Source organism: Aminobacter ciceronei, assembly GCF_014138625.1.
In the GTDB taxonomy this organism is placed as follows: domain Bacteria; phylum Pseudomonadota; class Alphaproteobacteria; order Rhizobiales; family Rhizobiaceae; genus Aminobacter; species Aminobacter ciceronei.
Window position 1 is genome coordinate 26,975 of sequence record NZ_JACJHY010000020.1, and the last position, 24,274, is coordinate 51,248.

Genomic DNA, 24,274 nt, shown 5'->3' on the forward strand with positions numbered 1-24,274 from the left:
GACCGAAACCCCCGGCGGCCATGCGGGAGCGAAGCGCCATGTGCGGATTTGTGTGCCTCTGGAACCTCGATGACGAGGAACTGGCCTCGCGGATGATCCGCAAGATGGAGCACCGCGGGCCGGACGCACTGGAGGTGCTGCGGCCAAGGAACATCCCGGTGGTCATGGCGCACGCCCGGTTGGCCATTATCGGCCCCGACAACGGGGCCCAGCCGATTTACCAGGGCGACGACATCCTGGTCGTCAACGGCGAGATCTACAATCATAGCGATCTCAGGGCGATCCTCGGCGAGAGCGCCTTCCAGACCCGCAGCGACAGCGAGACCGTGCTGCATCTTTTCCGCAAGAACGCGCTGCGCTGGGTGTCGCGGCTGGACGGCATGTTCGCCTTCGTGCTGGCGACCCCGGATCGCATCATTGCCGCGCGCGACCCGCTCGGCATCAAGCCGCTCTATGTCGCCCATATCGGCGAGGGGCTGGCGTTTGCATCCGAGCTCAAGGCCTTCGACGGCGTAGATGTCGCAAAGATCGAAGCGCTCGAACCTGGCGTCATGTTCGACAGCCAGGCCGGCATGCGGCGCTGGTACCGCATGCCGCAAGGTGCGGCCGACCCGGAGCCCGGTATCGACGAGGAGCTGACCTGGCGCGAGCTCAGGCTGGTGCTGGAAGAGGCGGTCGCCAAGTGGATGGTCGCCGACGTCGAGGTCGGGTCGTTCCTGTCGGGCGGGCTGGACAGCTCGATCATCGCGGCAATCGCCGCAAGGCAGTCGCCGAAGCGGCTGAAGACATTTTCCGTCGGCCTCGCCGGCAGCCCCGATCTGATCGCGGCGCGGCGGGTCGCCGGCTATCTCGGCACCGAGCATTTCGAGCATGCGTTTACGCCGGAAGAGGCTGCCGACGTGCTGCCGCATGTCATCTATCATCTCGAAAGTGCTGATATCGACCTGGTGCGTTCGGCGGTGCCGACGCATTTCGCCGCCAGGCTGGCGCGGCGGCACGTCAAGGCGGTGCTGACGGGCGAAGGCGCCGACGAGCTGTTTGCCGGCTATAGCTATCACCACGCCTATATCGACCGGCCGCGCGAGCTGGCAGACGAGCTGACGCGCTCGCTGGGCACGATGCACAACATCAATCTGCAGCGCGTCGACCGCGTCACCATGGCCGAGAGCCTGGAGGCGCGCACGCCGTTCCTCGACCGCGAGCTGATCGATTTCGCCCAGAGCATTCCGGCGACGCTGAAGCTCAGGCGCACCGATCCGGCTTCACCCGAAAGCACCGGACCGACGACGGAGAAATGGATCCTGCGCAAGGCCTGCGCCGACTTGCTGCCGCATGATCTCGTCTGGCGCAAGAAGGCGCAGTTCGACGAGGGGTCGGGAGCTGTGACGGCACTTGGCGAGGCACTGCAGGCAATGACCGGCTCGGCCACGCCGCTCGACCGCGCCGCCGAGGGCGCGGTCTATGAGAGCCTTCTGCGGCAGAGCTACAGCGATCCCGATCGCATCATCAATGCGGCCGGCAAATGGGTCGCCAACCGGGTGTCGGTGGCGGTTGCCTAGACGGGTGCTGCGAAGCGCCCGTCAGATCACCGGCTTGTGCATCAGGCCGAGATGGTCGCGCCGGAGCCAGCGCCACAACAGCAGCACCGACACCACGGCGAGGCCGGAGAACAGGCCGATCCAGATGCCGCGGCCCTCGAAGCCGAAGTGGAAGGCAAGCAGCACGCCAAGCGGCAGGCCGATGCCCCAATAGCCGATCGCAGCGAGGATCATCGGCACCTTCGTATCCTGCAGCCCGCGCAGTTGGCCTGCCGATACCGCCTGGGCGCCGTCGACGACCTGGAACAGGGCCGCGAAGACCAGGAAGCTGACCGCGAGGCCGACCACCTGCGCGTTGGCCGGGTCGCCGACGTCGATGAAGGCCGAGATCAGCAAATGCGGCCAGAACACCATCACCAGCGCCATCAGAGCCATGAAGCCGACGCCAAGCACATAGGCCGTCCAGCCGGCACGCGTGATGCCGTCGCGGTCCCTGGCGCCGTAAGCCAGCCCGACGCGCACAGTGACGGCCTGGCCGAGACCGAGCGGGATCATAAAGGTGACCGAGCAGATCTGCAGCGCGATGGCGTGTGCTGCGAGCGAGGACGAGCTGATAAGCCCCATCAGGAATGCCGCGGCGTTGAAGATGGTCACCTCGAAGGCAAGGATGCCGGAGATCGGCAAGCCGAGTTTGAGCAGCGCCCTGAAGCGCGGCCAGTCGGCGCGCCAGAAGCGACCGAACAGGTGGTAGCGGCGGAACTTCTTCTCCATCATGACGACGGCCGCCATGCCGACGAACATCATGCCGCTGGCGATGCTGGTGGCAAGGCCGGAGCCGGCGATGCCCATCTCGGGGAAGCTCCATTTGCCGAACACCAGAAGCCAGTTGCCGAGCGCGTTGGCCGCCACCGCGATCGCCATGATGACCAGCGCCCAGCCGGGCCGCTCCAGCGCCGAGATGAACGAGCGCAGCACGATGTAGCCGAAGAACGGCAAGGCCGCCCATTGCAGGTGATGGACGTAGATACCGGCTTGCTCGGCGAGTTTGGGCTCCTGGCCCATGGCCAGAAGTATCTCCTCGGCGTACCACAACAGGGCCCAGATCGGGATCGAGATGAGCACGGCGATCCACAGGCCCTGGCGCACGGTGCGGCGGACGTCGCGCACCGAATGGCGCTTGCGGCCAAGCTCGGCCGCCATCATCGGCGAGGTCGCATACATCAGGCCGAGGCCGAAGATCAGTGGTGCGAAATAGAGGTTGGAGCCGAGTGCGCCGGCGGCCAGCGCATCGGGACCCAGCCGGCCGAGGATCATCACGTCGGTCGCCGTCATCGCCGTCTGGGCGAGATTGGTGAGGATCATCGGCCAGGCAAGCGCCAGCATGGCGCGAAGTTCGTCGCGCCAAGGAGTGGCCGGTGATTGCGCGCCGGTTGCGATCGCAGACATGGTTTTCGTCTTTCGGTGGCGATATCGCGGCTCATTTGGCGTCGATATCGCGAGTTTTGACGACGGAATCCGCCCTTTTGGCGCGTCGTGGCGCCGTTTGTGACCGAAAGTGCCAGTTGTGGCAAGCTGTCACCAAGACCAAGGATTATGCCAGCAGAGGTGGGCAGGCTGTGCTGTCAGTCGACTGTCGCATCCGTCGGGCAATTGAGCTCGGCCATGATCCATTCGCGGAAAGCCCGGATCTTGGGCACGTTGCGGCGTCCCTCGGGATAGACCAGCCAGTAGTCGCCGCCATGGGCAGTGAGTTCGAACGGCTGGATCAGCCGGCCCTCGGCCAGTTCCGCGGTGAACAGCGCCGTGGTCAGGACCGTCACGCCCTGGCCGGCTATGGCGGCATTGGCCTCGGCGGCCTGCGAACCCAGGCTGGTATCGGGCATCCTGTCGAGTGCGTCCGCCGGCACATTGGCCTTTGCGAACCAGTCCTTCCACCAGATGTCGGCGGGGTTGAGGATCCTGAGCTTGAGCAGGTCAGCCGGCTCCTTGATCCCGCCGATGCTTTCGGCAAGGCGCGGGCTGAGCATGGGCGAAAATTGCGAGCGCAGCAAAAAATGGGTGGCAAGCCCGGGCCATTTGCCTGAGCCGGAGCGGATGCCGATATCCATCTCCTCGCGCGAGAAATCGACGAGGTAGCTCGAGGTGTCGAGGCGGACGGCGATGTTGGGGTGGCGCAGCTGGAACGAGCCGATGCGGGGGGCCAGCCAGTTCGACGCGAAGGTGTGGACCGTCGAAATGCCGAGCGTGCCGCCGGAGCCGGCGCGCGCCACCTGATAGGCCTCGCTCAACAGCCCAAATGCCTCTGTCACCATCGGCACCATGCGGCTGCCGACCTCGGTCAGCACCACCTGGCGCGGTTTGCGCAGGAACAGCGGTGCGCCGACGCGCTCCTCGAGCAGCTTGATCTGGTAGCTGACGGCGGCCTGGGTCATGCCGAGCTCGGCCGCGGCCTTAGTGAAACTGCCCTGGCGGGCAGCGGCTTCGAACACCCTGATCGCGGTCAAAGGCGGCAGCTGAAGCGGCATTTCCCGCACTCCCATACATAAGGCCATTTAATGGGTCGTGATCGACGTTCAATTGGAAAAGTCAATCATTCCAGACCAATATCTAGGTCAAGACATCAGCACACTTCAAGCATCTCTAAAGGATGACGATCATGGCCACGGCACAGGCAAGCCTTTTCCATTGCGAGCAGATCGGCTGGACCTCACGTCTGGCTGCAGCCTTCGGGCTGCGTTCGCGCAAACGCGTGCTGGACTTCCGTGACCTGCCGGACCACCTCCAGCGCGACGTCGGCTACATCGACGGCAAGGACCCTTGCGGCCGGCGGGTTTGAGCCTCCGCACGCGCATGTGTTCCCCGCTGTCATATCAACGGTTCATTTCCGCCGCCAAAGCTCCTATGAGCAATGGGGTGAACAGGGACCGGTCATATGACGCCGAAGGCAGTGTATTGGGACATGGACGGCACGCTGATCGACAGCGAGCCGCTGCACGAGGAATCGCTTGTTTCGGCGCTGCGCAGCGTCGGCATCGAGCCGCCGGCCGACCTGCACGCGCGTGTCGTCGGCCAGGCGGCGCGGCCGGTCTATGAGGTGCTGCGCGACCAGTTCGGCCTCGCCCTAGACTTCGACGACTGGATTGCCCTCAAATACGATCACTATCTGGGCCGCGCGCCGGACCTGCTTCCGCGCGAGGGCGCGATGGAGATCTTTCGCGATCTGAAGGCAAGGGGTGTGGTCCAGGCGATCGTCTCCAATTCAGACCGCTTAGTGGTCGAGGCCAATTTGCAGGCCGTCGGCGTGCACGAGCCGACGATGAAGACGATCAGCCGCAACGACGTGCGTCTCGGCAAGCCCGATCCCGAACCCTATCTGCGCGCCGCCTACCTCACCGGCATCGACCTGGCCGACACGGCTGTCATGGAAGACAGCGTCACCGGCGCCATGGCCGGCGTTGCCGCCGGCATGCGCACAATCTTCTGGCCGCAGGACAAGATCGATGGCCCGGCTGGCGCCTTGGTGGCGCATAGCGCTAAAGAGGTCAGGGCGCTGCTTGGGCTGGACTAGCTACGAGGATCTGGACGGGACTTTTTGGCGCGGCGGAGATGTCACGGCGTGAATCCCGGATCTTCGCGACGTCGCTTCGCTCTGCTCCGCCCGAGGGTGACGAACGCATTTGCCCTCATGGCTAACTCCCAACGACGGTGAATCGCAGAGCCGTCATCTCACATTCGTCATCCTCCGGCGGCGCAGGAGTGGAACGACTGCGCAGACCCCGCATCCGTGCCGTAGCGTCGGCGATCAAACGGTGACGAAATAAAACCCGCCTCTCAGTTCCGGTACACCGGCTCCTGCTCGTCGAGGATCGCCTTGAGCTCGGCGAGGTGGCGCTCGGCCTGGCCGGGATAGTCTTCCTGCTCGAGCGCGGCCTTTTCGGCGATCTCATCGGATAGCTTGCGCAGCGGCCGGCCGGTCCACAGCGCCTTGATGTAGGTCTCGCAGGCGCGCTCGAAATAATAGAGCCGGTTGAAGGTGTCGGCGACGCTGTCGCCGATGACCATGACGCCGTGATTGCCCATGATCATCACCTTGACCTTGGGGTCGGCGAGCAGCTGCGAGCAGCGTTCGCCCTCTTCCTCGAAGGCGAGCCCGCCATAATGGCCATCGACGACATGGCGGCGGAAGAAGATCGCGGTGTTCTGGTCGATCGGCGGCAAGGTGGAATCGGCAAGCGAGGCCAGCACGGTGGCGTGGATCGAATGGACATGCATGACGCAGCGCGCGTGCGCGCAGTTGCGATGGACCGCGCCATGCAGGCCCCATGCGGTCGGGTCGGGCGCGTTGGGGCCTGACATCGTCTGGGGGTCGTTGGCGTCGATCAACAGCAGGTCGCTCGCCTTGATGCGCGAGAAATGCACCTGGTTGGGGTTCATCAGGAACTTCGAGCCCTCGTCGTTGACGGCAAGCGAGAAATGGTTGGCCACAGCTTCGTGCATATTGAGTCGCGCCGTCCAGCGGAAGGCGCAGGCGAGGTCGACGCGCTCTTCGTAGAACGGCAGATTGGTCTGCTTGAGCTGGGTGACGGGCATTTGTTCCTCCCTCGCAATTTGCTGGCGTATCGTACCTTCGCAAGGTCGTTGCCGGCTTCGGGGCGATGCGGTGGCAGGAAGAATGCCGCGTCATGACTGGCGCGGCAACATCGGCTCATGCTGATTTCAGCTGGTCCAGCCTCAGCCCGCCATTCTCGACGATGAAGTCGATGACCGCTTCCAGCCCCTTGCCGCGCGACAGATCGGTGAAGCCGAACGGACGCTTGCCGCGCTGGCGGGCGGCGTCGCCTTCCATGACCTCGAGATTGACGTTCACATAAGGCGCAAGGTCGCTCTTGTTGATGACCAGGAAGTCGGAACGGGTGATGCCGGGGCCGCCCTTGCGCGGGATCTCTTCGCCCTGGCAGACCGAGATGACGTAAAGCGTGATGTCGGCGAGGTCGGGCGAGAAGGTCGCGGCCAGATTGTCGCCGCCGGATTCGATGAAGACGATGTCGAGGTCGGGGAATTTCCTGTTCATCTCAGCGATCGCCTGCAGATTGATCGAGGCGTCCTCGCGGATGGCCGTGTGCGGGCAGCCGCCCGTCTCCACGCCCATGATGCGCTCTTCAGGCAGCGCCTGCAGGCGGGCGAGCAGCAGTGCGTCTTCCTTGGTGTAGATGTCGTTGGTGACGACCGCGATGGAAAACTCGTCGCGCAGCGCCTTGCACAGCTTCTCGGTCAGCGTCGTCTTGCCCGAGCCGACCGGGCCGCCGATGCCGATACGAAGCGGGCCGTTTTTCGAGGTCATGACTGGAATCCGTTGAAGGCGAGGATGACGAAACCCGTGCCGATGACGAGGCACAGTGGCGAATAATACCGCCTGTCGAGCCGAGCGAACGGCATCTCGGGCGAGAGCCTGCGCCATGCCGGCGTGAAGCCGGCAATGCCACGGCCGATAAACACCAGCGCGACCATCAGCGCCGACGCTGCCAGGCCAGGCTTGGGAAAGGGCGTGGCGAAGACACCGACAAGCGCCAGCGGCCACAGCGTCGCCACGATGAGACAAGCGGTGACGGCGAAGCAGGCAAAGGGCGTGGGCATGGTCCTGATGCCGCGAGCCCCGACGACAGCGCGGGCGCAGGAGGCCTGGTCCGTACCGGGCCAGACGCCGCCGAGGCCCCAATAGGCGTGGATTGCGGCGATCAGATAGAGCACGAAGGCCAGGGCGAAGGCGAGAACGATCATGAGCGGAACAGTCTCGAATGTTGGGTCTCGTGGCGCATCGCCATGATGTCGGAGGTTAGGGCAGCGGACCCCAGATCGTCGAGGGTCGATACTGCCGCACGTGCGCCCACACGGAGCGCCACAGGCTCGAAGCCGGCAATGATGCTGGTTGCAGCCGTCTGGCCAATGACGCTTAGCCGGATTGCCGCCTGAACGAGGTTGGTGGAGAAAGCCTGCAGCCAGGCGGCCAGCGCATCTTCCAGCGTTATGCCATGGGCGCCGGTGACGGCGCCGACGGCGACGCAATAGGGGCACTCGGCCGGAAGCCGCGCGACGACAGGATGCGGCCAAGCAGCGGCGGCGCTGAGGAAGGCCTCGCCCTGCAGCATCGATTCCATGTGGCGCTCGCGCGAGCCGGCCAATGCTTCGGCGAGTTCCGCCACCTCGCGCAGGTCGCCGTCGGCAGCGGCGCGGCGCCAGCTTTCTGCGAACAGCACCGCGTCGTTCCAGCCCGAGCCGATCTCGGCGAGCGCAGTCAGCCATGCTGCGAGGTCGTCGCGGCTGCCGATCAGATTATCATGTGCGGCCCGTTCGAGGCCGTGGCTGTAGGAAAATCCGCCGACCGGGAAGGTCGGCGACAGCCAGGCCATCAGCCGCAACAGCGAGGCATTGCCGCGCTCAGTCATGGTGGTGATGATGGTGGCCGCCATGGTCGTGGTGATGAGCATGGTCGTGCTCATGATCATGCTCGGGGTGGTCATGACCATGATTGTGGCTTCGTTCGTGATGATGGGCGTGACCGTGGGAATGACCATGATCATGCGCGTGGCTGTGATCGTTGCCATGGCCGGAATAGGCGCCGCGCACAGGCTCGAAGGGGGCCACGATGTCGATCACCTCGGCACCCAGACCCTCCAACATCGTCTTGATGACATGATCGCGCAGGATGAGGATGCGATCAGCCGATATGGCAGCGGCGAGATGGCGGTTGCCGATGTGCCAGGCGAGCTGCGTCAGGTGGGCGGCGTCGCGGGCGCGGATGTCGTAGAGCTCCTCCTCGGCGGCGACGATGCCTGCCGTGCGGCCGTCTTCCAGCAGCAGGAGGTCGCCGGTTTCGAGAACGATCGGCTCGGGCAGGTCGACAAGCACGCGTTCGCCCTGAGACAGCCCGATGGCGCGGCGCCTGATGTGGCGCTCGTCATGGGCGAGGACGGCGACGTCGAAGGGCTGCGCGCCGGTGGCGGCATCGGCATGGGTGATCTTGGTTGCGCGCAGCATGAGGCGTTTGTTCCTGTGGCGTGATGGTTGAGCGCCGGTCGTTCAGACGATGGTGTCGAACAGCCGCCAGATCCACGATATCTGATACAGCAAAGTGGCTGTCACGAAAGCCAGATGATATCGCCTGCTCGCTGTGGCGATGGCGATGAGGCAAAGTGCCACCAGGATCGGCGTGCGGATCAGGTACTCGCCACCGAAATGGGCGAAATGCGCCTCGCCCTTGACCAGCGTGTCGATGACGTCGAGTAGATAAGTCAGCGCCAGCAGCCCGAAAAACCAGGCGCGGCGCGAATAGAAGAAATCCTCGTAGCTTTTGTAGTCCTGCATTGAGTCGGGGAAGAGCAGCGCGCACAGCAGGAACAGCGCGATGGCGTAGCCGAGGATGAACAGGTAGGTGCCGAAGGTCCAGCTGTCGATGGCGTAAAGGCCGAACTCCCACCACCAGAAATGCACCAGCGTCAGAAGCAGCGACGCCACCCAGGCGAGGTGCACCGGGTAGAGCCTGTACTGGTCGGGATGCTGGACGATGCGGGCGACGCCCGACAGGAGCCGCGCCATGCCCAGGCCGATGATCATGCCCATGACGATGCGGATATGCGGGAAGACCTCGGCCGGGATATCGGGCGTCATGGGACGCTCCTGGGATGGTCGAATGCGGACATTGTCGGTTCCGGGAAAGTTTTCACGGCGAGGGTTGGAGGGAGCATCGTGCGCCGAATCAGCTGTCCAGCCAATAGACGTTGCCGTGAGCACGCCGTGTGCGAGACACAAAAAAACCCCGGCGCGCTTTCGCGGCCGGGGTTTGTATCAAGCGAGGACGGCGAAGCTTATGCGGCTTCGGCGACGTCGTCGTTCTTCAGCGCTTCAAGAATGTTCTGCGGCGAGGAGACGCCATAGGGGTCGCTGTCGCAATTGTCGGCGAAGCCTTCTTCCTCGAACCACTTTTCGATGCGGCCGTTGTTGATGACGGCGGCGTAGCGCCAGGAGCGCATGCCGAAGCCGACATTGTCCTTGGCGACCAGCATGCCCATCTTGCGGGTGAACTCGCCTGAGCCATCGGGGATCAGCTTGACCTTGTCGAGGTTCTGCGACTTGCCCCAGGCGTTCATGACGAAGGCGTCGTTGACCGAGACGCAGTAGATCTCGTCGATGCCTTCGGCCTGGAATTCGCCATGCAGCTTCTCGAAGTCGGGCAACTGATAGGTCGAGCAGGTCGGCGTGAAGGCGCCCGGCAGCGAGAACAGCACGACGCGCTTGCCGCCGAAATAGTCGGCCGAGGACTTGTCTTCCCAACGGAAGGGGTTCGGGCCGCCGACGGCCTCGTCGCGCACGCGCGTGCGGAAGGTGACAGCCGGAACTTTCTTGCCGATCATTTGAAACTCCATTTCCAAGATAGCGGGACCCCCGATCTTGGGCTCGGGGAATCCTGCCGAATTTTTAGCTAGCGCGGGCTCAATACCAATTGGCCGGAGGCGGTTCCAGCGCAACCGACGTGGCATCAGGTCGCGGGCGATTCCCCGGCGGCGGACGCGGTCAGGGAAGGTGGATCGTGGCGTCCATATAGATCACCGCCTGGCCGATCAGATAGACCCGGTCGGCCGCGACTTCGCAGCCGAGCACACCGCCGCGGGACGACAGCTGGCGTGCTGAAAGGCTCGTTTTGCCGAGTTTTGCAGCCCAGTAGGGAGCAAGCGTGGCATGCGTCGAGCCGGTAACCGGATCCTCCGGAATGCCGGCGCCGGGGGCGAAGTAGCGCGAGACGAAGTCGCAATCATTGCCGCGCGCTGTGATGCACAGGCCGAACGATCCGAGTTCGGCGATGCGCGGCAGGTCGGGCCGGTAGGCAAGCAGCGCAGCCTCGGAGGCCAGCTCGACGAAGTAGTTCTCGCGGTTGCGGAACAACTGCACCCAGCGGTCATCGCGCAGGCCGTTGACCAGCGCATCGCCTGATATGGCGAAGTCGGGGTCGAAGCGCGGGATGTCCATGCGATAGCCGTCGCCCTGCGGTGTGACGAGAAGATCGCCGACCTCGCGGGTGGAGAAACGCATGGTGCGCTCGACACCCTTGCGCAAATGCAGCGCGCAGGCCGAGGCCAGCGTGGCGTGACCGCAGAACGGCACCTCGTCGGTGGGCGTGAACCAGCGGATGTCCCAGCCATCGTGGCTTGGCTTGAGGAACGCCGTCTCGGCGAGGTTGTTCTCCAGGGCGATGCCCTGGAGCACCTGGTCGGGCAGCCAGTCCGCGAGGAACACGACGGCAGCCGAATTGCCCGAAAAAACGTTGTCGGTGAAGGCGTCCACCTGGATCATTTCGAGCTTCATCGCGGCCTCCTCATCGCAAGCCTGAAGCTAGAACAGGAAGTAGCGCTGCGCCATGGGCAGCACCGTCGCCGGCTCGCATGTGAGTAGCTCGCCGTCGGCACGGACCTCATAGGTTTCGGGGTCGACGTCGATTTCAGGCATGGCATCATTGAGGATCATCGAGCGCTTGCCGATGCCGCCGCGGGTGTTTTCGACCGCCACCATCTCTTTGGCCACGCCGATGCGGTCGCGCAGGCCGCCCTCCAGCCCGGCCTTCGAGACGAAGGTGATCGAGCTGTGGGTCAGCGCCTTGCCATAGGCGCCGAACATCGGCCTGAAATGGCTCGGCTGCGGCGTCGGGATCGAGCCGTTGGGATCGCCCATCGGCGCGGTGGCGATCCAGCCGCCGAGCAGGACCATATCGGGCTTCACGCCGAAGAAGGCCGGATTCCACAACACCAGGTCGGCGCGCTTGCCGACCTCGATCGAGCCGATCTCGCGCGACATGCCATGCGCGATCGCCGGATTGATGGTGTATTTGGCGATGTAGCGGCGGGCACGGAAATTGTCGTTGTTGCCTTTTTCCCCGGGCAGCGATCCGCGCTGGCGCTTCATCTTGTCGGCGGTCTGCCAGGTCCGGATGATCATCTCGCCGACGCGGCCCATGGCCTGGCTGTCGGATGAGATCACCGAAAACGCACCGAGGTCGTGCAGGATGTCTTCCGCCGCGATGGTCTCCTTGCGGATGCGGCTTTCGGCGAAGGCGATGTCTTCGGGGATCGACGGCGACAAATGATGGCAGACCATCAGCATGTCGAGATGCTCTGATATGGTGTTGACCGTGTAGGGTCGCGTCGGGTTGGTCGAGGCCGGGATGACGTTCGGGTACTGGCAGACCTTGATGATGTCAGGCGCGTGGCCGCCGCCGGCACCTTCGGTGTGGAAAGAGTGGATGGTGCGGCCCTTGAAGGCGCCGACGGTGTCCTCGACGAAACCGCCTTCGTTGAGCGTGTCGGTGTGGATCGTCACCTGGACGTCATGGGCGTCGGCGACCGACAGGCAGGTGTCGATGGCCGCCGGCGTCGTGCCCCAGTCTTCGTGCAGCTTGAGCCCGCAGGCGCCGGCCAGCACCATCTCCTCCAGCGCGCCCGGCAGCGAGGCGTTGCCCTTGCCGAAGACACCGATGTTCATCGGCAGGCCGTCGAAGGCCTGGATGATGCGGGCGATGTTCCATGGTCCCGGCGAACAGGTAGTGGCGAGCGTGCCATGCGCCGGGCCGGTGCCGCCGCCGACCATGCAGGTGACGCCGGAGTTCAGTGCTTCGTCGACCTGCTGCGGCGAGATGAAATGGATGTGGGTGTCGATGCCGCCGGCGGTCAGGATCTTGCCTTCGCCGGCAATGACCTCGGTGCCCGGTCCGATGATGATGGTGACGCCGGGCTGGGTGTCTGGGTTGCCTGATTTGCCGATGGCGGCGATGCGCCCGTCCCTGAGGCCGACATCGGCCTTGTAGATGCCGGTGTGGTCGAGGATCACGGCATTGGTGATGACGCAGTCGACGGCACCCTGGGCGCGGCTCAGCTGGCTCTGGCCCATGCCGTCGCGGATGACCTTGCCGCCGCCGAACTTCACTTCCTCGCCATAACATGTGAAGTCGTTCTCGACCTCGATGAACAGCTCGGTGTCGGCGAGCCGGACCTTGTCGCCGACGGTAGGGCCGAACATCTTGGCATAGGAGGCGCGGGAGATTTGTGCCGGCATCAGAGTTTACCCATCACCTTCTTCTGGAAACCATAGACCTCGCGCTTGCCGCCATAGGGCACCAGCGTGACGTCGCGCTCCTGGCCGGGCTCGAAGCGCACGGCGGTGCCGGCGGCGATGTCGAGCCGCATGCCGCGTGCCTGTTCGCGATCGAATTTCAGGCCGTTATTGGTCTCGTAGAAATGAAAGTGGCTGCCGACCTGGATCGGCCGGTCGCCCGTATTGGCGACCTTGAGCGTTACCGTCGGCTGGCCCTTGTTGAGCTCGATCGAACCTTCGGCCGTAATGATTTCACCGGGGATCATGCTCTTATGCTCCTAGCGCCAGCCAGAGGCCGCCGAGGGCCGTGGCAGCGCCGGCGATGCGGGTGACGAGGCGGCCGGTGTCGCCGCCGAAGGCGCGACCGATGCCGAGGCCGAGACCAACGCCGGTGGCATGCAGCAGTGCCGTCGACAGCGCAAAGCCGATGCCGAAGCTCAGCGCGCCGGCCGAGCCGAGTTCGCCGCCATGGGCGTGGCCGTGGAAGAAGGCGAAGACGCCGACCACCAACATGCCGGCCCATGCCGGCACCTTGAGCGCGATCGCGGCAAGCAGGCCGATCACCACGACGGATGCGAGGATGACCGGTTCGACGAAGGGCAGGGGCGCTCCGGCGATGGCAGCCGCGAAGCCAACGGCCATGGTGGCGACGAACGCCGCGGGCACCAGCCACAGGGCGCGGCCGCCGAGCAGGGCAGCCCACAGGCCGACGGCCACCATGGCGAGGATGTGGTCCATGCCGAACAGCGGATGCGACACGCCGGCGAGCAGCGAGCCGTGCTCATCCGGATTGAGGTGGGCGAAGGCGGGCGCGACCGACAAAGACATCAAGGAGAGGGCGACAGCGAGACGCTTGAGCATCGTTGATAACCTTTCGTTCAGGGCAATCAGGCGGCGGATTTCGACGCGCAGCCTTCGGCTTTCAGCACGCGCCTGGTCGAAGCAGGATATTTCGCAAGCATGGCCGCGGGCCGGATCGGCCGAGCCGAAAAGTTGCCGCCGCAATTGGGGCAGCTGCCCGAGAGCACACCTTCCGCGCAGTCGCTGCAGAAGGTGCATTCGAAGGTGCAGATGACGGCGTTCTTCGCCTCGGGCGGCAGGTCGCGGTCGCAGCATTCGCAATTGGGACGCAGTTCGAGCATGGCGGCCTCAGCGGATCGGTTCGTGGACTGTGACGAGCTTGGTGCCGTCGGGAAACGTGGCTTCGACCTGGACGTCGTGGATCATCTCGGCAATGCCATCCATGACCTGGGCGCGGGTGATGACATGAGCGCCTGCTTCCATCAGCTCGGCGACCGAGCGACCGTCGCGGGCGCCCTCGACGATGAAGTCGGAAATCAGTGCCACCGCTTCGGGATGGTTGAGCTTGACGCCGCGCTCCAGACGCCGGCGCGCGACCATTGCCGCCATGGCGATCAGAAGCTTGTCCTTTTCCCTTGGCGTCAGGTTCATTCGCGCACCGAAATTCTTAGAGTGACCACAATCTGGGCAGTCCTGCCCGTCCATTGAGCAGGGCGACCAGCGGCATGAGTCGTTTCCGTAGCGTGTAGCCGTCCCCGGCGTAAAGCCTCGCAAGAAGCTTGCCAGTTTGCCCGACCGTCCAGAAGCTGGCGCCACCGTCGTCGCCGACGATTTGCCGCGCCGGCTCGAGCAGCTGTTCGCCGCGTTCGGAGACGAGCAGCAATGTTGCAACGGCGATGCGCCCGTCGCCCGAGGCCGGCCGGTTGAGTGTTTTGCCGATGTCGGGACCGACGGAAAAATCTTCGGCGTGGATAAGCCGGCCCTCGCGCCTGATGCGCCAGCGGTCACGGAAGGTGCCGTTTTCGACGCGCTCGCCCATGGCGGAGCGGCCGAACACGGTCGCCTCGACGATCAGCGCCTCGGCGCCCGCGGCGAGATCGGCGTCGAGCGTGCGTGAAAAGGCGGCGCAGTCGTAACTGATCGTTTCCTGCGGCAGCCAGCCGAGGAAGCCGCCGGCGCCTACCGACAGGCGAACATCGACCTCGGCGTGTCCGGCAAGCGCGCGGTAGACCTTCTCGCAGGCTTGGGTCGTGAGGACGGCGCGCGCGGCCGCACCGACCGAAACCTCCCAGTCGAGCCTGTCACCGCCGGTCAGCCCGCCGGCCATGTTGATCAGCACCGCTTCGAGCGGATCGGCGCTGGTCTCGGGCAGCCTGATCTTGGCCGCGCCATCCTGGTAGAGGCGGGCGAGACGGCTGCGGCCGGCGCGGTGCTCGACCTCGATGCGGGCCCGCGCCTTCACGCGCTGCGTGGAAATTGCCGCTGCGTCAGCCTGGGAGGACAAGGATGTGCCTGATGTCATGATGCCCGGAGGGTAACGGCAATGGGGGATTTGTCGATATACAAGCTTGTTGCCTCCTCGCGTTTCGCTTTCTATACAGGGACGCCTTTTTGGCTCAATTCGGGGGCGGTATCGTCTGATAATGTCAGGTTCTGGCCCGGCGCAGGGCTGCCGGCACGGACATGACAAGTTAGAGAGTTCTGGGGAAGGGTATTTATGGCCGACCAGTTGGCAACGGACATCATCGCCAAGATCAAGGCGCATGCCGAGGAAGGTGGCGAAGAGATCACGCTCGGCACCGAGCTGACGGCGCTTGGCATCCACTCGCTCGAACTCACCGAGATCATCTTCGACCTCGAGGAAGAGTACGATATCGAGATCGAGATGAATACCGTCGACGCCTGGAGCAACCTCAAGAATGTCGGCGACATGGTCGAAGCCGTTCGCGCCCTGATTGCAAAATCTGCCTGAGATGAAGCGTCCCCGCATCGTCATCACCGGTATCGGCGGGCTGTGCGGGCTCGGCACCGATGCACCCGCCATCTGGGATGCCATGCGCGCCGGCCGTTCGGCCATCGGGCCGCTGACCAATGGCGAGCTGCATGAGCTGAAGATCCGCATCGGCGCCGAGATCAAGCAACTGCCCGAGCACGGCATCGACCGCAAGCAGCTCGTTTCCATGGACCGCTTCAGCCTTCTCGCCGTGATCGCGGCCAAGGAAGCGTTGCGCCAGTCCGGCCTGGTTGTGAACGAAAACAATACGCATCGTGTCGGCACGATCGTCGGCGTCGGTGTCTGCGGCTGGGAAGCGATCGAGGAGAATTACCGCGCCATCCTGCTCGAAGGCCGGAACCGCGCCGCCATCTTCACCGTGCCGAAGGTCATGCCGGGTGCCGCCGCCGGCCAGGTCAGCATGAACCTTGGCCTGCGCGGGCCGGTGTTCGGCGTCACCTCCGCCTGCTCGTCGTCCAACCACGCATTCGCAACCGCAATGGACCAGCTGTTGCTCGGCCGCGCTGACGCGATCGTCGCCGGCGGTACCGATGCGCCGCTGGTGTGGGGCGTGATCAAGGGCTGGGAAGCGCTGCGCGTCGTTGCACCCGACACGTGCCGTCCGTTCTCCGCCGACCGGCAAGGGCTGGTTCTCGGCGAGGGCGCCGGCATGGTCGTGCTCGAAACCTATGACAACGCCGTTGCCCGCGGCGCGACGATCCTGGCCGAACTTGCCGGAACCGGCATGTCTGGCGACGCCTCCGACATCGTGGCGCCGACCGTCGAAGGCCCGACATCGGCGATGCGCGCCTGCCTGGCGGATGCCGGATTGGCCCCTGAGGACGTCGATTACATCAACGCCCATGGCACCGGCACCAAGGCCAACGACCAGATCGAAACGGCGGCCATCCGTCGGGTCTTCGGCGCCCATGCCGACAAGCTGTCGGTGTCGTCGACCAAGTCGATGCATGCCCATTGCCTCGGCGCCTCGGGTGCGCTCGAAATGATCGCCTGCGTCAATGCCGTGCGCGAAGGCATCGTGCCGCCGACTGCGAACTATCGCGAGGCGGACGCCGATTGCGATCTCGACGTGACGCCGAACGTGGCGAAGAAGCGCGACGTGCGTGTGGCGATCAGCAACGGGTTTGCCTTTGGCGGCACCAATGCCGTGGTGGCGGTCAAGGCAGTCTGACCGCCGTCTCCGGTCTCATCTGTCATTTTGACAAAACAGGCGCGCAGCATATTGATGCGGCGTGTCTGCATGACTAACTCTTGGCGGCCCCCACCATTCTGGCCAGCGCGCTTCACGCGGGCCCATCCCACGAGGAACCGTCGATGAGCGATCTCACTCCATTTCCGATTGCTGCCCGCTGGCCGGCACAGCACCCCGACCGCATCCAGCTCTATTCCTTCCCGACGCCGAACGGCGTGAAGGTATCGATCGCACTCGAAGAGCTCGACCTGCCCTACGAGGCGCACGCCATCAATATCGGCAAGAACGAGAGCTGGACGCCCGAGTTCCTGTCGCTCAACCCGAACGGCAAGATCCCGGCGATCCTCGATCCCAACGGCCCCGGCGGCAAGCCGCTGGCGCTGTTCGAGTCGGGCGCGATCCTGCTCTATCTTGCCGAGAAGACCGGCCGCCTGATCCCCGCCGACCGCGCCCGCCATTACGAGACCATTCAGTGGGTGTTCTTCCAGATGGCGTCTGTCGGCCCGATGTTCGGCCAGCTCGGCTTCTTCCACAAATTCGCCGGCCGCGAGATCGCGGACAAGCGCCCGCTCGAGCGCTATCGCGACGAGTCGCGCCGCCTGCTCGGCGTGCTCGACAAGCGGCTCGAAGGCCGCAAGTGGATCATGGACGACGACTACACCATCGCCGACATTTCGATGCTCGGCTGGGTGCGCAACCTGATCGGCTTCTACGACGCCGGTGACCTTGTCGGCTTCAAGAGCTTCGAGAATGTCGGGGCATGGCTGGAGCGGGGCCTGGCCCGCCCGGCGGTGCAGGCAGGCCTGAACATTCCAGCACGCGGCTAGTCAGCCCGAAGATCGAAAGAAAGCGTCGCGCGTCCTCGTGACACGCGGCGCTTCTGATGACTGCGGACCGTCAAAGCGGCCCGGTACGTCCGATCACCAGGTCGGCTTCGCGCCTGGCGGCGAGCACCCGGTCGATGTTGGGCATGTCGTTGCTGTCGATCCAGTTACGCGCATCGGCGTCCGAGCGGCCATGCTCGCGCCAGCGCTCGACCAGCCGCCGCTCCAGCTCCTCGCGTGGCACGTCGACGAAGATGGTAAAATCGAACAATTGGTGCAGCCGCTGCCACGGCTCTTCGTCGAGCAGCAGATAGTTGCCCTCGACGAGAATGAACTTGACGTCGGCCGAGACGATCTCGGCTGCCGCCCGCGACAGCTCGATGCTGCGATCGAATACCGGGATGGCGATGTCGGGTTCGGCGGCGCGCAGGCGCTTGAGCAGCACTTCGAAGCCGGCGAAATCGAAGGTTTCGGGCGCGCCCTTGCGCTCGCTCAGGCCACGACTGGCCAGCACCGCGTCGTCGAAGTGAAAGCCGTCCATCGCCACCACTGCGGCCGAGCCTTCGGGCAGCACGTCGCGCAGTGCCGCCGACAGCGTCGACTTACCCGATCCGGGCGGGCCGGCGATGCCGATCACGAAGCGCTCGGCATGGTGGGCGCGCTTGAACAGGGTTGCGGCGATGTGGGCGATTTCGGACATGGATCTCCCCAATGGTTTCGATGACATTCTGCCGCCGCACCCGTCAAAAATGAGGCGGCCGCTGCGTCACTTCAAGATCGGCTGGCCGATCCGCAGAAAGGTTTCGTCGAACGGTGCTTCGCGCCGGCTGCCATCGGCGAAGGTCAGGCGCAGACGGCCCGGCAGGGCTTCGACCTGCAACGGCGCTTCGCCGCCATCCCAAGGCATGGCACCGACAATCTGGCGGAAGGCGACGCGACTGCCGAGTGCGAAGGCCGTCTCTATGCCTTCCTGCTTCAGCCAGTTATCGCCGAGGGATGCGGCATGGCCGATCGCCGATCGCCCGTCCTCGATGCCGAGCACGCCGTGCCGGCCGTTCCACGGCGCGTAGTAGCGGCCGCCATTGCTGATCCACAGCATGGTGACGGGCAGTTCGGCCGGGTTCTTCAGCACCAGCACGACGTCGGCCTCGGCCGTGCGCGCCACTGCCGTCCAGCCCATGCCGCCATGATCGGCCTCGACGAGGGTGACGAAATCTTCGTGCCGGCGCGTCGCACTGTAGCAGGTGAGGTCGGTTTGGCTGCCATCCGCTGTCGGGAAGCGGGTGAGGTTGGCGCTGCGGGCGGGATAGGCGAGCAGATGGGCGCCGCGCGCCGGGTCGGGCTCGGTCACATCGGGCGGTGTCGCTGCCAGCCGCTTCGGCGAAAAGGCGAGGCGGCCGCCAGCGGCCATCTCGGTGATCGGATGGTGGGCGACCGATATGGAACCCGCACCGCCGGTGAACGAATGCTCCTGGTAGAGGAACGGGTGGTCGTCGCGCAGGATGAGCGTCTTGTCGACGGTGGCGCCCATCACCTTGTGCCGCAGCCGGAAGCTGACGCGGCGTCCGCCTGATATGGTTTCGTCGGCGAGCAAATCCCATGCGCTGTTGGCCGGCCAGCCATGCAGCGGTGCCGCTTCCACGTCGCTGCGCGAAAACGGCGCGCACAGGAAATCACCCGACAGCCTGACGACACCTTCGGGCAGGCCTTCAGGCAAGTCGTCGTGGTCGATCCAGGGCGCGCGGTGCAGCGGCTTCAGCGTGCGTCCGCCGCTTGTGATGGCGAAATCGGCGATGTGGCCAACGGCAAGGTCGAGCGCGGCTGATATGCCCTCGGCCTGGAAACCATGCTCACTCATGCCAAATCACCTCGCTATGTCAGCCAACAGAGCCGATTTGGCATCCTTCGCGCAAGCCGGCGGGTGTAACCAATATTCAACACCGCCGGCGCAACATGCATCTGCTGCGCCAGGCGAAATGGACGGAATGGCGTGCGTTCTGTAATTTTCGGCTGTCGTTGCCGGCCGGCATGTGACAAATCCCAATCTTGGGCCCAATTTTGGCGATCACCGACAGGTTCTTTTCTTGTTAGCCCAGACCCACTCTTTCTTGCCGCCTTTCAGACTTCCCCGGTCTCTGTGGTCTGGGCTGTGGCGCACTATCGTGGCGCTGCTTGCCGTGGTCACGCTTGTCACCGGCTGCGCCACTTCGGAGACGCTGAATGTCGCGCCGCAAGCCGCTGCGCCCGACAAGTTTGCGGCCATCGTCGTCGACGCCTCCAACGGGCGCACGCTATACCAGGCCTATGCGACGGCGCCGCGTTATCCCGCTTCGCTGACCAAAATGATGACGCTGTATCTGACCTTCGAAGCGATGCAGCAGGGTCGCGTCGCCAAGACGACGTTCATTCCGCTGTCGGAGAATGCGCGCTCGCAGCCGCCGTCCAAGCTCGGCTTCAAGCGTGGCGAGCAGATCGAGCTCGATGCGGCAATCCGGGCGCTGGCGACCAAGTCGGCCAATGACGTTGCCGTGGCCGTCGGTGAATATCTCGGCGGTTCGGAAGAAGGTTTTGCCCGACAGATGACGGCGAAGGCGCGTCAGCTTGGCATGACCAGTACCGTCTTCCGCAACGCTTCGGGCCTGCCCGATGCGCAGCAGCGGACGACGGCGCGCGACATGGCCGTGCTCGGCATGGCGCTGCGCAAGCACTTCCCGCAACATTATTACTACTTTTCGGCCACCGACTTCAATTTCCGCGGCAAGCGTATCCGCGGCCACAACGACCTGCTCGGCCGGGTCAACGGCGTCGACGGCATCAAGACCGGCTACATCAGGGCCTCCGGCTTCAACATTGTCACCTCCGTGCAGGCCGACGGCCGCAAGCTGGTGATCGTCGTCATGGGTGGCGACACGGCGCGCAAGCGCAACGCCCAGGTCGAGGAGATGATCGTGCGCTACATGCCGCAGGCTGCCGGCGGCAGCCTGGCGTCGCAGATGTTCACCCCGGCGCCGGCGGCTACCGCATTGGCAGCACCCTTGCCGGCACCCGCTGCCCCCGGCATGCCTATGCCGGTCGACACGTCAGCGACCATCCAGCAGGGCGACGCGCCCGTGCCGATGGGCGAAATCCAGTAGCCAGACGGGTTGGTGCCGCGCGGCTCAGGCCGGCGCGGTGTACTGATCGTCAGTGACGTGCTCGAGCCAGTCGACGGCACGGCCGTCGAGTGCCTCCTGCAGCGCGATGTGGGTCATGGCCGTTGCCGCGGAGGCACCGTGCCAGTGCTTTTCGCCGGGCGCGAACCATACCACGTCGCCGGTTCTGATCTCCTCGACCTTGCCGCCCCAGACCTGGGCCCAGCCGAGGCCTGAGGTGACGACCAGTGTCTGGCCGAGCGGATGGGTGTGCCAGGCCGTGCGCGCGCCCGGCTCGAAGGTGACGGTGACGGCGCGCAGCCGCGCCGGCGCCGGCGCCTCGATGACCGGATCCTGGCGCACCGCGCCGGTGAAATAGTCGGGCGAGGGCGTCGCCGAAGGCCGCGAACCGCTGCGTTTGATGTCCATCTTTTTGTCTCCTGTGGTCTTGCCTGCCCGGCCTCTTCGGAGCGCGGAGCCTCATTTCCGTTGCTACGCTATTCCGGACGGAAAACCACTGCACGCTTTTCATGGAGTATTGTTCCAGCAAGCATTGCGGACGGGATTACTCACGCATATTGCGGACGGGAATGCCGCGTTGATGGACGTCGCCTCGCATCTCTCCGACAAGGTCAGGCAGCAGTCGTACCGTTTGGCCGCGGCAGTCGGCCCAGACCGATCGAAGCGGCCTCAGTCCGGTAGGGCGACGATCGCCCGCCCGCTGGTCAGGTCGGCGATCTTCCGCACGATCGTTTCGACGTCGGCCTCGGGCAGCGCCACCTTCAATTCGGCACCGGTCGCGGTGAAGGTCTCGGCAACGATGCGCACGCCCGACTGGGCCGCGAGCCTTGCCTGAACGATCGCCAGATCGGCGAAGCCGCAGGTGATTTTCGCTTCGACCGAGATGACGATCTCGGTCTTGGCGGCCGCCCGCAGGCAGGCGGCCGCAGTGCCGCCATAGGCTCGCACCAGCCCGCCGCTACCCAACAGGATGCCGCCGAACCAGCGCGTGACGACGACGGCGACATTGTCGAGGTGCTGACCGTCGAGCGCCGCAAGGATCGGTTTGCCGGCCGTGCCGCTCGGCTCGCCATCATCGCTGAAGCGATAGCTCTGGCCGATGCGCCAGGCCCAGCAATTGTGGTTGGCCCCGGCATCGGAATGGGCAGCAACAAACGCCTTCGCCGCCACCTCGTCCGCCACCGGCCCAGCAGCAGCCAGGAAGCGGCTCTTCTTGATGTCCTGGGCGAAGGTTTCGGGTTGAGCGAGCGTGAACATGTCTGGTGGCGTTAGACAATGCCGGGCGGGTGGCCGTCAATTGCGCCGTGCGAGCGGAATGGCACGTTAGGCTGTCCCAAGGCGGAGGCAGTGGTGATGCTGCGATTTGCAGGTGCCGGGCATAGCGATTTGCCACTACCCCCCGTTGCCGCCCGCCGCGGCATCGGTTATGAACGCGCGTCGTCCGGTGCGCCGGGCGTGGTTCGCGGCCTGCCGCGGACGAGCACCCGTAGCTCAGCTGGATAGAGCGCTGCCCTCCGAAGGCAGAGGTCACAGGTTCGAATCCTGTCGGGTGCGCCATTTTAAACATAAATATCAGACAGTTAGTCGATGCCGATTTTAACGAGCGTCCTAGCGGCTTTTGCGCGGAAGCACTACGGAAGCACAAGAGACCGTACGAATTTCAACGCACCCTCCTGTGGATAAATGCCAACGAAGTCTGCTCGACGATAGGGCGGCGACTGATGGCCGCCCATTTCGAGGCGAATAGGATGCATCGGCTCATGAGATTGATGTGGTTGATGATGGTAGCGTTAGAGCGCTACTGCCTTTCTCTCCACTCGTCGCAGCGCCATTCTGACTTCGCTGCATGGGTTGAGCAAAGGGTTCCGGAGTCTATCCCGGAAGGGCCACAGTCACAGAGACGATGAGGGGAGACGGTCGGCACCACCGCCGCTCTCTCGGTGCTGATGAACCCGGACTTGGTCTAATCCTCCATCAATTGCAGAAGCCGACGCTCGCGCTTACCTTGCGGATCATCTGCGCCACCTGAGGCAAGGCGCGCACGATCGCCCCCTTGTTCGTGCCGATGAAGACTTCCTGCAGGGGGAGAATCGTATGCGTTTTCAGAACCTGTATCATACCCAGCCGGATCTGCTCTTGAAGTAGGCGCGTTGGCAGAATGCTGATGCCGGTCCCCGATTCCACCAGCCTAAGGATGGTGCCGAGGCTGTTGCAAACATTTAGGCGCAGTCCGCCACCGGCCGTCGCGGCGAGCGCTCCGATGGTCAGCGAATGGAGGTTCGACGGTGCCGGCGTGGCGAAGATGCGTTGGCGCAGCAGCTCCCCATCCGAGACGGTTGTCTGCGGCAGCTGGAGCTTCTGGCTCGCGATCCAGTCGACGCTCTGACGCCCGAGAAGCTCGAGCGCGACATTGTCGTGTGATGGAGGCGTCGAGAGCACTGCGATATCCAGCAGCCCTTCCGAGAGCTGGTCGGCCAACCTATGGCTGGTATCCACCGTGGCGGCGATGCGAGTGCCGGAAAAGCGGTTGTCGAGTTCGTCGAGCAGGGCGGGCAGGCAGACGGCGGCGAAGCTGTCGATGACGCCGACCCTGAGCGTCGGCAGGCCGGTGTTGCGGGTCTTGATGTTGGATTCAATGTCCCGCGCGATCGCGATCATCGATTCCGCATAGTGCTTCAGAGCCTCGCCTTCGCTGGTGAGGAGGAGCTGGCGCTTCTGGCGCACGAACAGCGACACGCCGAGCTGCTCCTCCAGCTCGCGGATGCGGTAGGAGATCGTTGGCTGGGTGACGTTGAGCTTCTCCGCCGCCGCACTGAAGCTGCGCAACTGCGAAACCCAGTAGAAAGATTCAAGGGCGGAGAAGCTGAGGGTCATCGCTCATGCATAGAAGTTTTCTATCGATGACGACAAATATCCCAATTAGATTTTGATTTCAACACCGCCTAGGCTCATCTCATCCACATCAGAAACGCGGTGAGACAATGTACAAGACCATTTCACGGGAGCACATTCTCGAGGACCTTCCGGAGATCGCGGACATCCGCTCCGACGAACTGAGGGAAAAGGTAGTGGACGCGTGGGTTTTCGCCCTGGAGCGCTCGTCCTTCGATCGGGTCATCGACATTCCGGGCGAGGGCAGCCCGAAAGTATTTGCGCTGAAGCGCGGCACGCAGGACGCGCATCTGCGAGGCGTCACGCGCCTCGCGCTAGCGATCTACGACGAGTTCGACAAGACCTATCCCGAGGCCAAGGTCGACCGCGACATCATTCTCGCCGGCGGGCTCTGCCACGATATCGGCAAGACCTGGGAGTTCGATCCGATCAACCTGAGGCGCTGGCGCGAGCGCGGCGACCGCTACGGCGAACCGTCCTTCCGCCATTCCGCATATGGCACCCATGTCTGCTTGTCGGTCGGCCTGCCGGAAGAAATCGGCCATATCTGCATGGGGCACTCGCTCGAAGGCGCGCATATCGGCCATAGCACGGAATGCTACATCATCCGTCAGGCCGATCATGCCTGGTGGCATGTCGCGGCGGCTCTCGATCTCTGCCATCCGGAAACGATCGGTTTCGCCGGCCCGAACTTGCGGGTCCGACCGATCGGCATGCAGTAGGAA

General features: G+C 64.5%; 29 protein-coding genes and 1 tRNA gene. 9 read left to right on the top strand and 21 right to left on the bottom strand.

Annotation, left to right across the window (positions count from 1 at the left end; translation table 11 throughout):
* The first annotated feature begins 38 nt into the window (after positions 1-38).
* A complete protein-coding gene (gene asnB, locus HNQ95_RS19815; RefSeq protein WP_083948297.1) occupies positions 39-1,559 on the top strand; it encodes an asparagine synthase (glutamine-hydrolyzing) in 1,521 nt (506 codons plus the stop codon).
* A gap of 21 nt (positions 1,560-1,580) precedes the next feature.
* Here asnB and HNQ95_RS19820 read toward each other — a convergent pair whose 3' ends face one another.
* Both HNQ95_RS19820 and HNQ95_RS19825 read right to left on the bottom strand, forming a co-directional pair.
* Positions 1,581-2,984, bottom strand: a complete 1,404-nt coding sequence (locus tag HNQ95_RS19820) for an MATE family efflux transporter (protein ID WP_182575110.1) — start codon at positions 2,982-2,984, stop codon at positions 1,581-1,583.
* A 176-nt stretch (positions 2,985-3,160) separates the two neighbouring features.
* Positions 3,161-4,063 (bottom strand): LysR substrate-binding domain-containing protein, encoded by a 903-nt coding sequence (locus tag HNQ95_RS19825; protein WP_067955201.1) that lies wholly within the window; start codon positions 4,061-4,063, stop codon positions 3,161-3,163.
* Between the two features lie 131 nt (positions 4,064-4,194).
* On the opposite strand from HNQ95_RS19825, the gene HNQ95_RS19830 reads away from it, so the two are divergent.
* The gene (locus HNQ95_RS19830; RefSeq protein WP_154385754.1) at positions 4,195-4,374 is read left to right on the top strand and encodes a hypothetical protein; all 180 of its coding nucleotides are present in this window, start codon (positions 4,195-4,197) and stop codon (positions 4,372-4,374) included.
* A gap of 96 nt (positions 4,375-4,470) precedes the next feature.
* Positions 4,471-5,106 carry an HAD family hydrolase gene (locus HNQ95_RS19835; RefSeq protein WP_182575111.1) on the top strand — a complete coding sequence of 212 codons (636 nt, stop codon included), beginning with the start codon at positions 4,471-4,473 and terminating at the stop codon, positions 5,104-5,106.
* A gap of 263 nt (positions 5,107-5,369) precedes the next feature.
* On the opposite strand, the gene HNQ95_RS19840 is transcribed toward HNQ95_RS19835, so the two are convergent.
* From HNQ95_RS19840 to HNQ95_RS19905, 14 genes are all read right to left on the bottom strand, one after another.
* Complete coding sequence (locus HNQ95_RS19840; RefSeq protein ID WP_182575112.1) at positions 5,370-6,128, bottom strand: class II aldolase and adducin N-terminal domain-containing protein; 759 nt, start codon at positions 6,126-6,128, stop codon at positions 5,370-5,372.
* A 115-nt stretch (positions 6,129-6,243) separates the two neighbouring features.
* Positions 6,244-6,879: an urease accessory protein UreG gene (gene ureG, locus HNQ95_RS19845; RefSeq protein ID WP_067955196.1), complete on the bottom strand. Its 636-nt coding sequence runs from the start codon at positions 6,877-6,879 to the stop codon at positions 6,244-6,246.
* Positions 6,876-7,316, bottom strand: a complete 441-nt coding sequence (locus tag HNQ95_RS19850) for a DUF3995 domain-containing protein (protein WP_067955194.1) — start codon at positions 7,314-7,316, stop codon at positions 6,876-6,878. The genes ureG and HNQ95_RS19850 overlap by 4 nt, the downstream gene beginning before the upstream one ends.
* The gene (locus HNQ95_RS19855; RefSeq protein WP_154385758.1) at positions 7,313-8,035 is read right to left on the bottom strand and encodes an urease accessory protein UreF; all 723 of its coding nucleotides are present in this window, start codon (positions 8,033-8,035) and stop codon (positions 7,313-7,315) included. The genes HNQ95_RS19850 and HNQ95_RS19855 overlap by 4 nt, the downstream gene beginning before the upstream one ends.
* Positions 7,974-8,573 carry an urease accessory protein UreE gene (locus HNQ95_RS19860; RefSeq protein WP_154385759.1) on the bottom strand — a complete coding sequence of 200 codons (600 nt, stop codon included), beginning with the start codon at positions 8,571-8,573 and terminating at the stop codon, positions 7,974-7,976. Before HNQ95_RS19860 ends, HNQ95_RS19855 begins: the two co-directional genes overlap by 62 nt.
* Positions 8,574-8,615: 42 nt before the next feature.
* Positions 8,616-9,203 carry a hypothetical protein gene (locus HNQ95_RS19865; RefSeq protein WP_067955190.1) on the bottom strand — a complete coding sequence of 196 codons (588 nt, stop codon included), beginning with the start codon at positions 9,201-9,203 and terminating at the stop codon, positions 8,616-8,618.
* Positions 9,204-9,400: 197 nt separating this feature from the next.
* Positions 9,401-9,946 carry a peroxiredoxin gene (locus HNQ95_RS19870; protein ID WP_067955188.1) on the bottom strand — a complete coding sequence of 182 codons (546 nt, stop codon included), beginning with the start codon at positions 9,944-9,946 and terminating at the stop codon, positions 9,401-9,403.
* A 160-nt stretch (positions 9,947-10,106) separates the two neighbouring features.
* Entirely contained in the window at positions 10,107-10,895 is a 789-nt protein-coding gene (locus tag HNQ95_RS19875) for a PhzF family protein (protein ID WP_154385760.1), read from the bottom strand.
* A 27-nt stretch (positions 10,896-10,922) separates the two neighbouring features.
* Entirely contained in the window at positions 10,923-12,635 is a 1,713-nt protein-coding gene (gene ureC / locus HNQ95_RS19880) for an urease subunit alpha (RefSeq protein WP_067955184.1), read from the bottom strand.
* A complete protein-coding gene (locus HNQ95_RS19885; RefSeq protein WP_182575113.1) occupies positions 12,635-12,940 on the bottom strand; it encodes an urease subunit beta in 306 nt (101 codons plus the stop codon). The genes ureC and HNQ95_RS19885 overlap by 1 nt, the downstream gene beginning before the upstream one ends.
* Before the next feature lie 4 nt (positions 12,941-12,944).
* Positions 12,945-13,535, bottom strand: coding sequence for a HupE/UreJ family protein (locus tag HNQ95_RS19890; RefSeq protein WP_067955180.1), 591 nt, complete (start codon positions 13,533-13,535; stop codon positions 12,945-12,947).
* A gap of 26 nt (positions 13,536-13,561) precedes the next feature.
* On the bottom strand, positions 13,562-13,816 hold the full coding sequence (locus HNQ95_RS19895; protein WP_067955178.1) for a DUF1272 domain-containing protein: 255 nt from the start codon (positions 13,814-13,816) through the stop codon (positions 13,562-13,564).
* A 7-nt stretch (positions 13,817-13,823) separates the two neighbouring features.
* Positions 13,824-14,126 carry an urease subunit gamma gene (locus HNQ95_RS19900; protein WP_115729710.1) on the bottom strand — a complete coding sequence of 101 codons (303 nt, stop codon included), beginning with the start codon at positions 14,124-14,126 and terminating at the stop codon, positions 13,824-13,826.
* Between the two features lie 16 nt (positions 14,127-14,142).
* Positions 14,143-14,997 (bottom strand): urease accessory protein UreD, encoded by an 855-nt coding sequence (locus HNQ95_RS19905; RefSeq protein ID WP_182575114.1) that lies wholly within the window; start codon positions 14,995-14,997, stop codon positions 14,143-14,145.
* 195 nt (positions 14,998-15,192) lie between these two features.
* Between HNQ95_RS19905 and HNQ95_RS19910 the strand changes: the two genes are divergently transcribed.
* From HNQ95_RS19910 to HNQ95_RS19920, 3 genes are all read left to right on the top strand, one after another.
* Entirely contained in the window at positions 15,193-15,447 is a 255-nt protein-coding gene (locus tag HNQ95_RS19910) for an acyl carrier protein (protein ID WP_067955172.1), read from the top strand.
* 1 nt (position 15,448) lies between these two features.
* Positions 15,449-16,660, top strand: a complete 1,212-nt coding sequence (locus HNQ95_RS19915) for a beta-ketoacyl-[acyl-carrier-protein] synthase family protein (protein ID WP_182575115.1) — start codon at positions 15,449-15,451, stop codon at positions 16,658-16,660.
* 143 nt (positions 16,661-16,803) lie between these two features.
* Positions 16,804-17,508 (top strand): glutathione S-transferase N-terminal domain-containing protein, encoded by a 705-nt coding sequence (locus HNQ95_RS19920; RefSeq protein WP_154385764.1) that lies wholly within the window; start codon positions 16,804-16,806, stop codon positions 17,506-17,508.
* Between the two features lie 70 nt (positions 17,509-17,578).
* On the opposite strand, the gene HNQ95_RS19925 is transcribed toward HNQ95_RS19920, so the two are convergent.
* Positions 17,579-18,205, bottom strand: a complete 627-nt coding sequence (locus HNQ95_RS19925; RefSeq protein ID WP_067955166.1) for a nucleoside triphosphate hydrolase — start codon at positions 18,203-18,205, stop codon at positions 17,579-17,581.
* A 66-nt stretch (positions 18,206-18,271) separates the two neighbouring features.
* The gene (locus tag HNQ95_RS19930) at positions 18,272-19,363 is read right to left on the bottom strand and encodes a hypothetical protein (protein ID WP_182575116.1); all 1,092 of its coding nucleotides are present in this window, start codon (positions 19,361-19,363) and stop codon (positions 18,272-18,274) included.
* Between the two features lie 304 nt (positions 19,364-19,667).
* Between HNQ95_RS19930 and HNQ95_RS19935 the strand changes: the two genes are divergently transcribed.
* Entirely contained in the window at positions 19,668-20,639 is a 972-nt protein-coding gene (locus HNQ95_RS19935; RefSeq protein ID WP_312870956.1) for a D-alanyl-D-alanine carboxypeptidase family protein, read from the top strand.
* Between the two features lie 24 nt (positions 20,640-20,663).
* Here the strand turns inward: HNQ95_RS19935 and HNQ95_RS19940 are convergent, their stop codons facing one another.
* Positions 20,664-21,065 (bottom strand): (R)-mandelonitrile lyase, encoded by a 402-nt coding sequence (locus HNQ95_RS19940; RefSeq protein ID WP_182575117.1) that lies wholly within the window; start codon positions 21,063-21,065, stop codon positions 20,664-20,666.
* 261 nt (positions 21,066-21,326) lie between these two features.
* Positions 21,327-21,914, bottom strand: coding sequence for an IMPACT family protein (locus HNQ95_RS19945; RefSeq protein ID WP_067955160.1), 588 nt, complete (start codon positions 21,912-21,914; stop codon positions 21,327-21,329).
* Positions 21,915-22,137: 223 nt separating this feature from the next.
* Here HNQ95_RS19945 and HNQ95_RS19950 point away from each other — a divergent pair.
* Positions 22,138-22,214: transfer RNA gene (locus tag HNQ95_RS19950), tRNA-Arg, on the top strand.
* A 417-nt stretch (positions 22,215-22,631) separates the two neighbouring features.
* Here the strand turns inward: HNQ95_RS19950 and HNQ95_RS19955 are convergent.
* Positions 22,632-23,531: a LysR family transcriptional regulator gene (locus tag HNQ95_RS19955; RefSeq protein WP_154385766.1), complete on the bottom strand. Its 900-nt coding sequence runs from the start codon at positions 23,529-23,531 to the stop codon at positions 22,632-22,634.
* 107 nt (positions 23,532-23,638) lie between these two features.
* On the opposite strand from HNQ95_RS19955, the gene HNQ95_RS19960 reads away from it, so the two are divergent.
* Entirely contained in the window at positions 23,639-24,271 is a 633-nt protein-coding gene (locus tag HNQ95_RS19960; RefSeq protein WP_154385767.1) for an HD domain-containing protein, read from the top strand.
* Positions 24,272-24,274 lie beyond the last annotated feature (3 nt).

Excerpts from the sequence above, each read along its gene's own strand:
- asnB (WP_083948297.1), top strand. The coding sequence starts at position 39 with ATGTGCGGATTTGTGTGCCTCTGGAACCTCGATGACGAGGAACTGGCC.
- HNQ95_RS19820 (WP_182575110.1), bottom strand. The coding sequence starts at position 2,984 with ATGTCTGCGATCGCAACCGGCGCGCAATCACCGGCCACTCCTTGGCGC.
- HNQ95_RS19825 (WP_067955201.1), bottom strand. The coding sequence starts at position 4,063 with ATGCCGCTTCAGCTGCCGCCTTTGACCGCGATCAGGGTGTTCGAAGCC.
- HNQ95_RS19830 (WP_154385754.1), top strand. The coding sequence starts at position 4,195 with ATGGCCACGGCACAGGCAAGCCTTTTCCATTGCGAGCAGATCGGCTGG.
- HNQ95_RS19835 (WP_182575111.1), top strand. The coding sequence starts at position 4,471 with ATGACGCCGAAGGCAGTGTATTGGGACATGGACGGCACGCTGATCGAC.
- HNQ95_RS19840 (WP_182575112.1), bottom strand. The coding sequence starts at position 6,128 with ATGCCCGTCACCCAGCTCAAGCAGACCAATCTGCCGTTCTACGAAGAG.
- ureG (WP_067955196.1), bottom strand. The coding sequence starts at position 6,879 with ATGACCTCGAAAAACGGCCCGCTTCGTATCGGCATCGGCGGCCCGGTC.
- HNQ95_RS19850 (WP_067955194.1), bottom strand. The coding sequence starts at position 7,316 with ATGATCGTTCTCGCCTTCGCCCTGGCCTTCGTGCTCTATCTGATCGCC.
- HNQ95_RS19855 (WP_154385758.1), bottom strand. The coding sequence starts at position 8,035 with ATGAGCACGACCATGCTCATCACCACGACCATGGCGGCCACCATCATC.
- HNQ95_RS19860 (WP_154385759.1), bottom strand. The coding sequence starts at position 8,573 with ATGCTGCGCGCAACCAAGATCACCCATGCCGATGCCGCCACCGGCGCG.
- HNQ95_RS19865 (WP_067955190.1), bottom strand. The coding sequence starts at position 9,203 with ATGACGCCCGATATCCCGGCCGAGGTCTTCCCGCATATCCGCATCGTC.
- HNQ95_RS19870 (WP_067955188.1), bottom strand. The coding sequence starts at position 9,946 with ATGATCGGCAAGAAAGTTCCGGCTGTCACCTTCCGCACGCGCGTGCGC.
- HNQ95_RS19875 (WP_154385760.1), bottom strand. The coding sequence starts at position 10,895 with ATGAAGCTCGAAATGATCCAGGTGGACGCCTTCACCGACAACGTTTTT.
- ureC (WP_067955184.1), bottom strand. The coding sequence starts at position 12,635 with ATGCCGGCACAAATCTCCCGCGCCTCCTATGCCAAGATGTTCGGCCCT.
- HNQ95_RS19885 (WP_182575113.1), bottom strand. The coding sequence starts at position 12,940 with ATGATCCCCGGTGAAATCATTACGGCCGAAGGTTCGATCGAGCTCAAC.
- HNQ95_RS19890 (WP_067955180.1), bottom strand. The coding sequence starts at position 13,535 with ATGCTCAAGCGTCTCGCTGTCGCCCTCTCCTTGATGTCTTTGTCGGTC.
- HNQ95_RS19895 (WP_067955178.1), bottom strand. The coding sequence starts at position 13,816 with ATGCTCGAACTGCGTCCCAATTGCGAATGCTGCGACCGCGACCTGCCG.
- HNQ95_RS19900 (WP_115729710.1), bottom strand. The coding sequence starts at position 14,126 with ATGAACCTGACGCCAAGGGAAAAGGACAAGCTTCTGATCGCCATGGCG.
- HNQ95_RS19905 (WP_182575114.1), bottom strand. The coding sequence starts at position 14,997 with ATGACATCAGGCACATCCTTGTCCTCCCAGGCTGACGCAGCGGCAATT.
- HNQ95_RS19910 (WP_067955172.1), top strand. The coding sequence starts at position 15,193 with ATGGCCGACCAGTTGGCAACGGACATCATCGCCAAGATCAAGGCGCAT.
- HNQ95_RS19915 (WP_182575115.1), top strand. The coding sequence starts at position 15,449 with ATGAAGCGTCCCCGCATCGTCATCACCGGTATCGGCGGGCTGTGCGGG.
- HNQ95_RS19920 (WP_154385764.1), top strand. The coding sequence starts at position 16,804 with ATGAGCGATCTCACTCCATTTCCGATTGCTGCCCGCTGGCCGGCACAG.
- HNQ95_RS19925 (WP_067955166.1), bottom strand. The coding sequence starts at position 18,205 with ATGTCCGAAATCGCCCACATCGCCGCAACCCTGTTCAAGCGCGCCCAC.
- HNQ95_RS19930 (WP_182575116.1), bottom strand. The coding sequence starts at position 19,363 with ATGAGTGAGCATGGTTTCCAGGCCGAGGGCATATCAGCCGCGCTCGAC.
- HNQ95_RS19940 (WP_182575117.1), bottom strand. The coding sequence starts at position 21,065 with ATGGACATCAAACGCAGCGGTTCGCGGCCTTCGGCGACGCCCTCGCCC.
- HNQ95_RS19945 (WP_067955160.1), bottom strand. The coding sequence starts at position 21,914 with ATGTTCACGCTCGCTCAACCCGAAACCTTCGCCCAGGACATCAAGAAG.
- HNQ95_RS19955 (WP_154385766.1), bottom strand. The coding sequence starts at position 23,531 with ATGACCCTCAGCTTCTCCGCCCTTGAATCTTTCTACTGGGTTTCGCAG.
- HNQ95_RS19960 (WP_154385767.1), top strand. The coding sequence starts at position 23,639 with ATGTACAAGACCATTTCACGGGAGCACATTCTCGAGGACCTTCCGGAG.